The 13058-nt window shown below is 66.3% G+C and carries 14 protein-coding genes; 1 reads left to right on the top strand and 13 read right to left on the bottom strand.

The genetic code is table 11. The annotated features are described in order from the left end of the window. Window positions 1-12: 12 nt before the first annotated feature. The gene (yajC, locus tag FQV39_RS01735; protein ID WP_149133600.1) at window positions 13-288 is read right to left on the bottom strand and encodes a preprotein translocase subunit YajC; all 276 of its coding nucleotides are present in this window, start codon (window positions 286-288) and stop codon (window positions 13-15) included. A gap of 434 nt (window positions 289-722) precedes the next feature. Between yajC and FQV39_RS01730 the strand changes: the two genes are divergently transcribed. Then, window positions 723-1607, top strand: coding sequence for an ATP-binding protein (locus FQV39_RS01730; protein WP_149128733.1), 885 nt, complete (start codon window positions 723-725; stop codon window positions 1605-1607). Window positions 1608-1843: 236 nt separating this feature from the next. Here the strand turns inward: FQV39_RS01730 and FQV39_RS01725 are convergent, their stop codons facing one another. The 12 genes from FQV39_RS01725 to nagZ all read right to left on the bottom strand — a co-directional run bounded on the left by FQV39_RS01725 (window position 1844) and on the right by nagZ (window position 13011). After that, window positions 1844-3199, bottom strand: a complete 1356-nt coding sequence (locus tag FQV39_RS01725; protein WP_248313204.1) for a peptidoglycan DD-metalloendopeptidase family protein — start codon at window positions 3197-3199, stop codon at window positions 1844-1846. A gap of 468 nt (window positions 3200-3667) precedes the next feature. Beyond that, the gene (locus tag FQV39_RS01720) at window positions 3668-4330 is read right to left on the bottom strand and encodes a protein-L-isoaspartate O-methyltransferase family protein (RefSeq protein ID WP_149128732.1); all 663 of its coding nucleotides are present in this window, start codon (window positions 4328-4330) and stop codon (window positions 3668-3670) included. Window positions 4331-4349: 19 nt separating this feature from the next. Next, window positions 4350-5111, bottom strand: a complete 762-nt coding sequence (gene surE, locus FQV39_RS01715) for a 5'/3'-nucleotidase SurE (protein WP_149128731.1) — start codon at window positions 5109-5111, stop codon at window positions 4350-4352. 192 nt (window positions 5112-5303) lie between these two features. Then, the gene (gene serS, locus FQV39_RS01710) at window positions 5304-6602 is read right to left on the bottom strand and encodes a serine--tRNA ligase (RefSeq protein WP_149128730.1); all 1299 of its coding nucleotides are present in this window, start codon (window positions 6600-6602) and stop codon (window positions 5304-5306) included. Window positions 6603-6806: 204 nt separating this feature from the next. Further along, a complete protein-coding gene (locus FQV39_RS01705; RefSeq protein WP_149128729.1) occupies window positions 6807-7091 on the bottom strand; it encodes a GIY-YIG nuclease family protein in 285 nt (94 codons plus the stop codon). A 129-nt stretch (window positions 7092-7220) separates the two neighbouring features. Next, window positions 7221-8024 (bottom strand): twin-arginine translocase subunit TatC, encoded by an 804-nt coding sequence (tatC, locus tag FQV39_RS01700; protein WP_149128728.1) that lies wholly within the window; start codon window positions 8022-8024, stop codon window positions 7221-7223. Next, the gene (gene tatB, locus FQV39_RS01695) at window positions 8021-8722 is read right to left on the bottom strand and encodes a Sec-independent protein translocase protein TatB (RefSeq protein ID WP_149128727.1); all 702 of its coding nucleotides are present in this window, start codon (window positions 8720-8722) and stop codon (window positions 8021-8023) included. The genes tatC and tatB overlap by 4 nt, the downstream gene beginning before the upstream one ends. A 98-nt stretch (window positions 8723-8820) precedes the next feature. Then, on the bottom strand, window positions 8821-9066 hold the full coding sequence (locus tag FQV39_RS01690; RefSeq protein ID WP_149128726.1) for a twin-arginine translocase TatA/TatE family subunit: 246 nt from the start codon (window positions 9064-9066) through the stop codon (window positions 8821-8823). 81 nt (window positions 9067-9147) lie between these two features. Beyond that, window positions 9148-10188 carry an ABC transporter ATP-binding protein gene (locus tag FQV39_RS01685; RefSeq protein WP_149133598.1) on the bottom strand — a complete coding sequence of 347 codons (1041 nt, stop codon included), beginning with the start codon at window positions 10186-10188 and terminating at the stop codon, window positions 9148-9150. Between the two features lie 239 nt (window positions 10189-10427). Continuing rightward, on the bottom strand, window positions 10428-11126 hold the full coding sequence (gene scpB, locus FQV39_RS01680) for an SMC-Scp complex subunit ScpB (protein WP_149128725.1): 699 nt from the start codon (window positions 11124-11126) through the stop codon (window positions 10428-10430). After that, window positions 11123-11953, bottom strand: coding sequence for a segregation and condensation protein A (locus tag FQV39_RS01675; RefSeq protein WP_149128724.1), 831 nt, complete (start codon window positions 11951-11953; stop codon window positions 11123-11125). Before FQV39_RS01675 ends, scpB begins: the two co-directional genes overlap by 4 nt. 47 nt (window positions 11954-12000) lie before the next feature. Beyond that, entirely contained in the window at window positions 12001-13011 is a 1011-nt protein-coding gene (gene nagZ / locus FQV39_RS01670) for a beta-N-acetylhexosaminidase (RefSeq protein ID WP_149128723.1), read from the bottom strand. Window positions 13012-13058: the final 47 nt, after the last annotated feature.

Raw genomic sequence — 13058 nt, 5'->3', positions numbered from 1 at the left:
AGCGCCGCGTTCTTAGTTCTTGACCGGCTCGCTCTTGGAGCGGACGTCCTGGATCATGCCGCGCACGATGCGCACGCGCACGCCATCGGCGATCTCGGCTTCCAGCTCGCCGTCGTCGACGACCTTCGACACCTTTGCGATCAGGCCACCCGAGGTCACGATCGTGTCGCCGCGGCGCACGTTCTTGATCATCTCCTGATGGGTCTTCGCCCGCCGCTGCTGCGGCCGGATGATCAGGAACCACATGATAACGAAGATCAGCAGGAACGGCACGAGCTGGATCAGCATGTCGGTGCCGCCACCGGCTCCTGTCGCCTGGGCGAAAGCGGGGGTGATCACTGAAGGACTCCTCTCTAACGACGGCGCAGCAGGCCGCCGGCCGCAAGACGCGGCAAAAGCATCGCCCGGCCGAAAATCGCGCGGACTATAGCCAGCAACGCCGTGAAATCAACCGAATGCGCCTAGAGCATTGCACGAAAAGTGGAAACCGATTTTCGTGAAACAATGCTCTATCTTTCTGGAGCCGATCACGTTTTTCCGCATTCGGACAAAATTGCCCGAATGCGGCGTGATCGGTTGTCCATGCGCGCACCTCACCTATGGGCTCAGCCCCATTCGCGCAATGCCCCTTGCGCTCGATCCACGACGCGGTTTAGCTAGCCACAAGAACCGTACCGGACGGTACGGTACGGTTCGGCAAAACGAAGTGAAGGCGCAGAGCCATGGCCACGACCGAGATCGCCCCCGACCAGACCCTCGCGGCGCTGCTGCGGATCGCCGATGCGCTCGAGCGGATCGCGCCGCCGCGGCGCAAGCCGGTCGATCTCAAGGCGGCCGATGCCTTCGTCTGGCAGGCGGCTGGCTCCGAGCTCGTGCCGGTGCCGAAGGTCAATCGCGTGGCGCTGTCGCTGCTGCGCGGCGTCGACCGCGTCCGCGACACGCTGGCCGAGAACACCGAGCGTTTCGCCAAGGGCCTGCCGGCCAACAATGTGCTGCTCTGGGGTGCGCGCGGCATGGGCAAGTCCTCGCTGGTCAAAGCGGTCCATGCCGACACCAACCAGCATCCGCCCAAGGGCGCGCTGCCGCTGAAGCTGATCGAGATCCACCGCGAGGACATCGAGAGCCTCCCTGCCCTGATGAGCCAGCTGCGCAACGACCCGCACCGCGCCATCGTCTTCTGCGACGATCTGTCCTTCGACAGCGACGACACCTCCTACAAATCGCTGAAGGCCGCGCTCGATGGCGGCGTCGAGGGTCGGCCGGACAATGTCGTGTTCTACGCCACCTCGAATCGCCGGCACCTGCTGCCGCGCGACATGATGGACAACGAGCGCGCGACCTCGATCAACCCGGGCGAGGCGATCGAGGAGAAGGTCTCGCTCTCGGACCGCTTCGGCCTCTGGCTCGGCTTCCACAAATGTAGCCAGGACGAGTATCTGGAGATGATCAGCGGCTATGTCGGCCATTTCGGGCTGGCGATCGGCCCCGAGGAATTGCGCCGTGACGCCCTGGAATGGGCGACGACGCGCGGCTCCCGCTCCGGCCGCACGGCCTGGCAGTACATCCAGGATCTCGCCGGCCGGCTGGGCAAGAGGCTGGAGGGTTGAGAAGCCCGTCATTCCGGACAAGCGGCGTAAGCCGCGCCGATCCGGAATCCATCGTAGAGCGCTGAGCATTATGATGGATTCCGGGTCAAGCCCGGAATGACATGCGTTTCCGGTTGAGGAGAACACGATCCAAACGAAAACGGGGCGGCCCTTCCTGGGGCCGCCCCGTCCTTTTTTCGATCGGGAGGGTCTCGCGAACCGATCGAAGGCTGGAACTTGCTCGCTTCGTACTCGGCTCAGTTGTTCAGATAGGGCGTCGGATCGACCGGGGTCGAGCCCTTGCGCAGCTCGAAGTGGAGCTGGGGCGAGGAGACGTTGCCGCTCTGGCCCGAATTCGCCACCACCTGGCCGCGCTTGACGGTGTCGCCGCGCTTCACCTTGAGCTCGCCATTGTGGGCATAGGCCGAGACATAGCCATTGGGGTGACGGATTAGGACGAGGTTGCCGTAGCCCTTCAGCTCGCTGCCGGCATAGGCGACAGTGCCGCCCTCGGCCGCCTTGACCGGCGTGCCCTCCGGAACCGCGATGTTGATGCCCTCGTTGCCGCCCTTGCTGTAGCCGGTGATCACGCGGCCGCGGGCCGGCCAGCGGAAATCGGCCTTGTCGCCCGAAGACGCCTCCTCTTCCTGCTTCGGCAGGCTGGCGGTGGTCTTCGGCTCGGGCGCAGGGTCGGCCTTCGGAATCGCGGTCGGTTTCGGCTCGGCGGCAGGCGCGTTCGCCACCACGACCGGCTTCGCCGGCTGCTGAACGGGAGCGGCGGTCTTCACCGGCTGCTGGGCAGCCGCGGGCTTCGCCTCGGCAACGGGCCTCGTCGTGGGGACGGCAGTGCCGACCTTGCGGGCATCGGCCTTGGCCTTGGCTTCGGCAGCAAAACGGGCACGGGATTCGCGCATCGCCTGGGCGTCGGCAGCGGCCTTCGCCTTGGCTTCTGCGGCAGCGGCCACCTTCGCATCGGCAGCAGCCTTGGCCTGCCCCCTCGCATCGACTGCCGGAGCAGGCTGGCGGGCCGGAGCCGGGCCGGCGACGAAGCGCTGCGAAGAAGCCGGAGCCGGCGCAGCCTGGGGAGCGGGTGCGGTAACAGCCGCCGAAGCGGAGGCGCCGCTCGCATTATAGACAGGGATGGTGATCCGCGTGCCGGGCGGAACGTTGGCGCTGCTCAGCCCGTTGGCGGACATGAGCGCCGCACGCGGGACGCCGTAGCGCGACGAGATCATGTCGAGGCTTTCGCCCTGCGCGATCACGATCGGCGTACCGCCCTGCGCCGACCAGCCGTTAGCGCTGCCGGAAACCGCCTGCGGTGGCGCCGAATTCAGCGCGACGGCCGACTGCGGCGGCGGCAGGGGCTGCGCCCGTACGACTGGCGCGGACGGGACCGGCTGCAGCGGCGCGCTGGCGGAGCGCCCGATCGATCCGGTGGTCGCCGGGTCGCGAGCCGGCGCCGGGGCCTGCGCCGTCCTGAAGGGATTGTCGAAGGGTGTTTCGGTGAAGCGCATCGTATCCGAGGAGCAGGCGCTGACACCGACAGCAAACAGGCACACCGTCGACAGGCGACGGAGAGCGCGATGATTGATCGATCCGGCTTGGCTACGCATGAACAGAGTACTCGCGAACGACGCAACTCGATGATGGGCATTAAAGTCCCGTTGAGGTTACGAAAGCGTTTCGCTGGCGAAGCCGTCTTCACTTTTTTGGATTTTTCGTCAGACGCGGTGGCTTCAGGCTGTGTCGCTGCAATCCCCGCCGGTTGGAGCGCTTTCCGATCAGTCTGAACCGTCTTTGCGAGCGCAGCGAAGCAATCCAGGAGGACTGGGTCGAACGTCTCACCCACCCCCCTGGATTGCTTCGTCGCTTCGCTCCTCGCAATGACGGGTCTGCAATCAACCTGATCGGAAAACGCTCCAGAGCCGCTACGTTTTCATGGAAGCGCGAGTCATCCCGGCCGGTGAGCCGGGATCCATGCCTGAACCTCGATCGGAAACGCTCCGGCATGGATCCCGGGTCAAGCCCGGGCTGACCGCGTGGTTCCTGGCAAAATCAGCGGACTCTGGCGCGATCGTGCGTCAGAGCGCGCGCGAAATTCCCGGTACCAGCGGCGGCAGGCGCAGCACCGGCCCGGTCGCGTGGTCGAATTGGTCATCGCCGAGGCGCGTCACCACCACCCGCCGCGCCACGCCCTCGATTCGCAGGGCGCCGACCAGCCGCCCGCCATTCGACAGCCGCATCAGCAGCGCCTCGGGCACCGTCTGTGTGACACCATTGACGAGGATACGGTCGAAACGGCCGAGCGTGCGATCGGGCTGGAAGCCGTCGGCATGGCGCAGATCGATCAGCTTGCCGAAGCCACTGCCACTGACGCGCTCATGCGCGGCAAGCGCCAGCGAACGATAACGCTCCAGCGAAACCACCTCGCCGCCCAGCGCGGCAAGCAGGGTGGAGACATAGCCGGAGCCGGTGCCCACTTCGAGCACGCGCGCGCCCATCTGCATGTCGAGCGCGCCGAGCAGGTTGGCGACGGTATGCGGTGCGGTCATCGTCTGGCCGCAGGGCAGCGGCACCGAGACGTCCTCGCGCGCGAGATCGGCAAACCGGGACGGAGCGAACCGGTCGCGCGGCACCCGCTCCATGGCGCGAAGCAGCGCGAGGTCGCGCACGCCCCGCGCCCTCAGCGACAGCAGAAAGGCGACGGTACGTTCGCCCTCGCTCGCCGGCACCTCCTCGCTCATGCCCCCTCCCCGCCGCCTCTCAGGCGAAGACTTGCGCGAAGCGGGTCAGTGTCGGCTCATGGGTCAGGTCGAGTTCCAGCGGCGTGATCGAGATTCGGTTCTCGGCCATGGCGCGCAGATCGGTGCCGTTCGCCGGCTCCTTGCGGCTTCGCTGGAAGGCGATCCAGTAATAGGGGTTGCCGCGCCCGTCCTTGCGAGGCTCGAGCTTGACCAGTTCCTGGTCGCGCCGGCCCTGCACCGTGACGGAAACGCCCTGCACCTCGCTCGGCCCCGCATTGGGAAAGTTGAGGTTGAAGAGCACGCCCTCGGGAATGCCCTCCTCCAGCAGCCGGCGGATGATGCCGGGTGCATGATGCTCGGCGCAATCCCAGCGGATGTTGGTGCGATCGCCCGGCGTATAGGCCTGGCTGACCGCGATCGACGGGATGCCGAGCAGCGTGCCCTCCATCGCCGCCGCGATGGTGCCGGAATAGGTCACATCCTCCGCGACATTCGAGCCGCGATTGACGCCCGAGAGCACGAGGTCGGGCTTGGCCTCGGCCAGGATCGAGCGCACGGCCATGATGACGCAATCGGTCGGCGTGCCGGCAACGGCAAAGCGCTTCTCGCTGATCTCACGCAGCCTGAGCGGATTGGACAGCGACAACGAATGGGCGACGCCGGACTGGTCGCTCTCCGGCGCCACGACCCAGACATCGTCGGAGAGCTGGCGCGCGATACGCTCCAGCACTTCCAGCCCCTCGGCATGGATGCCGTCATCATTAGTGACGAGAATACGCATGTCGTTTCGAACCTGCCGTATGAAGCGGGCGCGGGAGGCACGCCCTGCCCCCTCTCCCCTTGCGGGAGAGGGTTGGGGTGAGGGATCGCACCGCCCTAGCAAATGATGCAGGCCAGCGCGACCCCTCATCCGTCTCGGCTTCGCCGAGCCACCTTCTCCCGCAAGGGGAGAAGGGGGAAACCGGCACGCGCGTCAGACCTTCTCGATTTTGGTCACGCCGCGCATATAGGGCACCAGCACCTCCGGCACCGTGATCGAGCCGTCGGCGTTCTGGTAGTTCTCCATCACCGCGATCAGCGCCCGGCCGACCGCCGTGCCCGAGCCGTTGAGCGTGTGCACGAAGAACGGGCCCTTGCCGTCCCTGGTCTTGTAACGGGCATTCATGCGCCGGGCCTGGAAATCGCCGCAGACCGAGCAGGACGAGATCTCGCGATAGGTCTTCTGCCCCGGCAGCCAGACCTCGATGTCCCAGGTCTTCTGCGAGGCGAAGCCCATGTCGCCGGTGCACAGCGTCATCACGCGATAATGCAGGTCGAGCTTCTTCAGCACGGCTTCGGCGCAGGCGAGCATGCGCTCATGCTCCTCGCGCGACTTCTCCGGCGCGGTGATCGAGACGAGCTCGACCTTCTCGAACTGATGCTGGCGCAGCATGCCGCGCGTATCGCGACCGGCCGAGCCGGCCTCCGAACGGAAACAGGGCGTGAGCGCGGTGTACCGGCGAGGCAACTCCTCTTCGGACACAATCATGTCCGCGACAAAGTTGGTCAGCGTTACTTCCGCGGTGGAGATCAGCCAATGACCAGTCGTCGTGCGAAAGAGATCCTCCTCGAACTTTGGAAGCTGACCAACACCGTAGACGGCCGCATCGCGCACCAGCAGCGGCGGGTTGGCTTCCGTATACCCATGCTCTTCCGTATGCGTATCGAGCATGAACTGCCCGATCGCGCGCGAGAGCCGCGCGATCTGCTTCTCCAGCACGACGAAGCGCGCCCCCGAGAGCTTCGCGGCCTTCTCGAAATCCATCTGTCCGAGCGCTTCGCCAAGCTCGAAATGCTGCTTCGGGTCGTTGACGCCCTTGAGCAGCCCACGCTCCTCCGGCTTAACGCCATGCGTATGCAGCACGACATTGTCATGCTCGTCGGCGCCCTCAGGCACATCGTCGAAGGGCGTGTTCGGGATGGCTGCGAGCTTCTCGTCGAGCGCCTCCTTGGCGGCCTTCTCCTCGGCTTCGAGCGCCGGCTGCTCTTCCTTGAGCGCCGCGACCTCGGCCTTGAGCTTCTCGGCGAGCGCGACATCCTTCGCGCCCATCGCCTTGCCGATCTCCTTGGAGAGCGCGTTGCGGCGCTCCTGCACGCCTTGCGCCTTGGCAATGGCGGAGCGGCGAACATCGTCGAGCGCGAGCAACGACGACGACAGCGGCTCCAGGCCCCGTCGCGTCAAGCCTCCATCGAACGCCGCGGCGTTCTCGCGAATCCATCTGATGTCGTACATCGTCGTCCGGCCATGCATCGCTGCGGAATACAGCGCAGGATGCTCTAGACCGGGACGACGCGGGAGGGAACAGGCATCATTGCCATATGCTCCCGTCATTCCGGGCGCAGCGAAGCGAAGACCCGGAATCCATCATAGAGAACAACGCCCTTCGATGGATTCCGGATCGGCGCCGCTTCGCGGCTTGTCCGGAATGACGGCCGATCAATCGAGATGAATCGTATCGGACAGATCAGCCCAGCTCGGATTGCTTTTCTCGATCAACGCAATCTTCCAGGCTCGTTTCCAAGCCTTCACGCGCGTCTCTTGTGCGATCGCTTCATCGGCGCGCTCAAAGCGTTCCGCATAAACGAGATGAATGACACCGTATCGGCGAACGAAGTCGGAGCCGCGTCCTTTGCGATGTTCAGCGATCCTGCGGCTCAAGCTGTTCGTGACGCCGACATAAAGCGTCCCGTTCCAGCCACTCGCCATGATGTAGAGCCACATCCCCACCCCGTCATTCCGGACAAGCCGCGAAGCGGCGCCGATCCGGAATCCATCATAGAGCAAGGCGCCTTACGATGGATTCCGGGTCTTCGCTTCGCTACGCCCGGAATGACGGTGGGGAAGAAAGGTCTACTCCTCAGCAGCCTTCGCCGCCTGGTGCTTCTTCTCGACGCGGCGGACCGAGAACACCGAGAGCTCGTAGAGCAGCAGCATCGGGATCGCGAGCATGAGCTGCGAGATCACGTCCGGCGGCGTCAGCACCGCCGCAATGACGAAGACGAAGACGATCGCGTAGCGGCGCTTGTCCTTCAGGAACTGCGAATCGATGATGCCCGCCTGCCCGAGCAGGGTCAGGATCACCGGCAGCTGGAAGGCGATGCCGAAGGCAAAGATCAGCGTCATGATCAGCGACAGGTATTCGCTGACCTTGGGCAGGAGCGCGATGCCGGCCTGGGTCTCCGTCGCCGCCTGCTGCATGCCGAGCGAGAACTTCATCAGCACCGGCATGGCGAAGAAGAAGACCAGCAGCGCGCCCAGCGTGAAGAACACCGGCGTCGCGACCAGATAGGGCGCGAAGGCGGCCTTCTCGTTCTTGTAGAGACCGGGTGCGACGAATTTGTAGACCTGCGTCGCGATCACCGGAAAGGCGAAGAAGCCGGCGCCAAAGGCCGCCACCTTGATATGGGTGAAGAGCAGCTCGAGCGGGCCGGTATAGATCAGCTGCGCGTTGGCCGCGCTGCCGGCGGCCCAGACATAAGGCATCACCAGGATGTTGTAGATCTGCGTCGAGAAGCCGAAGCAGATGAAGAACATGATCAGGAAGGCGATCAGCGATTTGATCAGCCGCGAGCGCAGCTCGATCAGATGCTCGATGAGCGGCGCGCGCGAGGCCTCGATCTCGTCCTCGCCCTCGCGAGGATTGGCGACGCTCATGCGGAAGTCTCCTCACCCTTGGCGGTAGCGGCCTTGGGTTTGCGTTTACGAGCGGGCTTCGGCGCCTCTTGGGGCGCCTCAGCAGAACCCGCCTCCGGGAAAGGCGTATCGGGCTCTTCCGGCGCATCCGCCACGGCCTTGACCTTGCGCTCTCGCGCCGGCTTCGCCTTCTCGGCGGCCTCGCTTGCCTCGGCAGAGGGTGCAGTTTCGGCAGCCGGAGCGCTCTCGGCCACCGGCTCTTCCTGAGTCTTCGCCTTGCGCGTCCGCTTCGGCTTGGCGGCCGGAACAGGCTCCTCGGCGGGCGTTGGCGTCTCGGCGGCGATGTCGACCGGCGGCAACTCCGGCGTCGGCAGCGCAGCAAGCTTCGCCTCGGCTTCCTTCAGCGCTGCGTCCTCGGGCTTGGCGGCCTCGCCCACGCTCGCCGCCGAAAAATCCTTCGGCTCCTCGATCGGCTTGTAGTCGTTGTTGAGCGCACTCGACACCGACCCGCCGACATCCTCGACCTGCTTCTTGAGATCCGCGAGTTCGGCCTCGCGCATGGCCTCGTTGAACTGCCCCTGGAATTCTGCGGCCATGCGGCGAATACGGCTGACCGTCTGGCCGACCGTGCGCAGGGCTTTGGGCAGATCCTTGGGGCCGATCACCACGAGCGCCACCGCCCCGATCAGCACCATCTCGCTCCAGGCGATGTCGAACATCGACGGCTCGTCCTCTCGGCGCGCCTCCGCTCGGCCGTCAAGGCCGAGGGATCAGAACGCGCGCATCACAAAACCGCGTCCAGCGGACGCAAGCCGCATCAGGCCTTGTGCTCGGCCTTGGCCTGAGCCTGCGCAGCCGTGTTGCTGGCCTGGGTATGGTCGATCACCTTGGGATCGACAGTCGTCGCGCTCGGCGTCGGCTCATCGTCCTCCGCCATGCCCTTCTTGAACGATTTGATGCCCTTGGCGACATCGCCCATCAGCTCGGACACCTTGCCGCGCCCGAACAGCAGCATCACGATGACGCCGACGACGATCCAGTGCCAAATGCTCACGCCACCCATGGCGAAACTCCTCCGAAATTGCCTCGACTGGGAGAAATCCCCAACCCAACCCCTGCCCGGTCGATCGCTCGGCGGCGGAACCTATTGATCTGCCGCCGGAAACACAAGGACTTCGTCGGACGGAATCTCGACGCCGACCTCGTGGCCCACCGTGATCTCGTCCGACAGCGCGGCCCGCACCGAGAGCGCACGGTCGAACCCCTCCACGGCGATCAGCAGATGATCGACCTCGCCGAGGAAGCGCCGCGCGACGAGCCGCCCGGGCAGATAATAGCCCTTCGGCACGATCCGCACCCGATGCGGCCGGATGCAGGCGATCGCCTCGCTTCCCTCCGGCAGCCCCGGCGCCGCGAAGCGCCCGAGCGGCGTATCGATCGCGCCGCCTGAGACGCGACCTTCGACCTCGGTAAAATCGCAGAAAAATCGGGCGGCAAAGAGGCTGGCGGGCGTCCGATAGAGCTCCTCGCCCGTGCCGACCTGGACGATGCGCCCGGCCCGCATCAGCACGATGCGGTCGGCGATGCGCATCGCATCCTCCGGATCATGCGTCACGATGATCGAAGTGGCACCGGTTTCCTCCAGCAGTGCGGCGGTCTCGTCGCGCACCACGTCGCGCAGCCGCCGATCGAGATTGGAGAAGGGCTCGTCCATCAGGAGCACACCGGGACGCGGCGCGATGGCACGCGCCAGCGCCACGCGCTGCTGCTCGCCGCCGGAGAGCATATGCGGATAAGCCCCGTAGAAGTCGGCGAGGCCGACGCGCGCGAGCGCCCTGAGCGCAGTTGCCTCCGCCGACGCCGCGCTCTGCCCGCGCAGGCCGAAGCAGACATTCTCGCCGACGGTCAGATGCGGGAACAGCGCATAGTCCTGAAAGACGAAGCCGACACCGCGATGCTCCGGCTCGACGAACCGGCCGGGCGCCGAAACATCGCTCCCCTCCAGCAGCACGCGTCCAGAGCTCGGCCGCTCGACACCCGCAGCGAGCCTCAGCAGCGTCGTCTTGCCGCAGCCCGACTGGCCGAGCAGCGCAACGATCTCACCCGGTTTGACTGTCAGCGAAACATTGGACAGCGCCACCACCTCTCCGAAGCGCTGCGTCACGCTCTCGAAGCCCAGCGCCATCGGGATCGCCGCGCCGGCCGTCCCGCGCCGGCCCCAGCCGAGCCACCCCGCCTTGATGTCGCTGCGCGCCAAGAATGCCCACCTTTCACAATTCACGCGTCATCCCGGGCACAGCGAAGCGAAGACCCGGGATCCATCGTAGAACACACCGCTCGATGATGGATCCCGGATCGGCGCCGCTTCGCGGCTTGTCCGGGATGACGCAGGGAAAACAGCCGCAATACCGAGATTGCCGTTCCTCACCCCTGTTGCGCCCCCCCCTCGCCGTCGTCAAGCGGGCTGAACAGATCACCGAGCGGGTCCTCGTCATCGCGCAAGCTCGGATCGTCATCCGGAACCGGCACCGTGAGGTCGCGCGTCAGGCGGCCCTCGATGAAGCCGGTTCCCTTCAACTCCTCCAGGCCCGGCAGATCGTCGATGCGGTCAAGACCGAAATGATCGAGGAAGCCGGGCGTCGTGCCATAGGTCACCGGCCGGCCCGGCGAGCGCCGCCGTCCGCGCAGGCGCACCCATCCTGCCTCCAACAGGATATCGAGCGTGCCCTTGGCGGTGGCGACACCTCGAATCTCCTCGATCTCCGCGCGCGTCACCGGCTGGTGGTAGGCGATGATCGACAGCACCTCGAGCGCGGCGCGCGACAATCTGCGCGGCGGCTCGGCCTCGGCGGCGAGCAGATAGCCGAGGTCCGGCGCCGTCCGGAAGGCCCAACCGCCGGCGACCTGGCGCAGGTTGACCCCGCGCGTCGCATAGATCTCCACAAGCCGGGCCAGCACCTGCTCGACCGCGATGCCGGTCGGGATCGCCCGGCCCAGTGCCTCTGTCGACAGGGGCGCTGTCGAAGCGAAAAGCAGCGCCTCGACAATGCGCAATGCCTGGGCGAAAGCTTCCACGCCGCCACCATCCTCGGCGTCCAGGGGGGCGGCCATCGCGGCAGTCATGACGCATCCTTGCCGGCGAAGGGCAAAATCTGCGGCCGCGCCGAACGGCGGCGCAGCTCGATCGGCGCGAAAGCCTCATCCTGCCGCAGATCGAGGACCCCTTCCCTGACCATTTCGAGCATGGCCGACAGAGCCGAGGCTCGCACCGTCGCCCGCATCTCTCGCGCCGGCAGGCCATGGGACGTCATGTACTGCGTCAGATAGCTGTCGAGTTCGGTCCAATCCCCGGCCTCGCCGACCAGTCGCTGCAGCGCTTCTCGCGCCTCGACCAGAGACCAGACGACGCGATGGCCGACAGAGATATGCCCCTGCACCCGCTTCTGCCGCTGCTGCGCATAGGCTGCGAGCAGATCGTAAAGCTCCGCCTCCCAAACCGGCCGGGCGCCTGCGACGATCTCTTCCGGTGCGCCGCGCGCGAAGACGTCCTGTCCCAGCCGCTCGCGCGAGGCGAGCTTGCGCGCGGCGGCGCGGATCGCCTCCAGCCGGCGCAGGCGCAGCGCCAGCGCCGTGGCGAGATCGGCCGCGCTCGGCTCCTCGCCCTTGGGCGGTTCGGGCAGCAGCAGCCGCGACTTCAGATAGGCGAGCCAGGCCGCCATCACGAGATAATCGGCAGCAAGCTCGAGCCTGAGCGCCCGCGCCTCCTCGACGAAGGCAAGATACTGCTCGGCCAGCGCCAGGATCGAGATGCGATGCAGATCGACCTTCTGGCGGCGCGCGAGATCGAGCAACAGGTCGAGCGGCCCCTCATAGCCGTCGACATCGACAACGAGTGATGGCTCGCCTTCACGGCGCGCGGCATCTTCCTCGAATGGCAATTCGGCCGTCATCTGAGGCCCTGCCCCACTGTCATCCCCGAGGACGCAGATTCAGCCGTTCAGGCGCTCAACGCAAGCGCGGCCGCCAATTCCGCACGCGCAGCTTCGAGATCGATCGGCTCCGGCTCGTGTCGGATGCGGCCGAGCGCCGCCGTGGCGCGACGGGCGCGGGCGCCCGTCATCTCCGGCACGGTGCCGGCGATGGCGACCATCTCCTCCATGATACCGTGGCAGTGCAGGATCACGTCGACGCCCGCGCGAATGGCGGCGCGCGCCTTGGCCTCGAAGGAACCGGAGAGCGCCTTCATCGAAATGTCGTCGGTCATGATCAGCCCGTCGAAGCCGATCTCGCCGCGCATGACCTCGCGCACGATCTTGCGCGAAACCGTCGCCGGATGCTTCGGATCGAGTGCCGTGAACACGACATGCGCGGTCATCGCGAGCGGCATGTCGGCGAGATGCCGGAACGGGCGGAAATCATGCGCCCGCAATTCGTCGAGCGATGCGTCGACGATGGGCAGGTCATGGTGGCTGTCGGCCCGCGCCCGGCCATGGCCGGGCATGTGCTTGACGACCGGCAGCACGCCGCCGGCGATCAGCCCTTCCGCCGCCGCCCGGCCGAGCCGCGCCACCTGATCGGGATCATAGGCATAGGCGCGGTCGCCGATCACGTCATGGCTACCGGCGACCGGCACGTCGAGGACCGGCAGGCAGTCGACATCGATGCCGACGCTCTTCAGATCATGCGCCATCAGCCGCGCCGAGAGCCGGACGATCTCGCGCTGGCTGATCGGGTCGTTGATGGCGAGGAAGGCGCGCGCCGACGGGTATTTCGGCCAGTTCGGCGGCCCCATGCGCTGGACGCGCCCTCCCTCCTGGTCGATCAGGATCGGCGCGTTCCAGCCGACAGTCTCGCGCATCTGCGCCGTCAAAGCCGCAACCTGCTCGGGCGTCTGCGTGTTGCGCTTGAAGAGGATGAAGCCCCAGGGGCGGGCATCCCGGAAGAAGGCCCGCTCGTCCTGGGTGAGGCTCGTGCCGAGGCAGCCGGCGATGAAGGCGCGTGAAGTCATCGCACCGGGTTAGGAAGCGGCGGGCGCGCGGTCAAGCGCCCGTCTCG

It is taken from the genome of Bosea sp. F3-2, from assembly GCF_008253865.1.
GTDB lineage: Bacteria > Pseudomonadota > Alphaproteobacteria > Rhizobiales > Beijerinckiaceae > Allobosea.
Note: the sequence above shows the minus strand (reverse complement) of the source record. Positions and strands in the feature narration are given on the sequence as shown.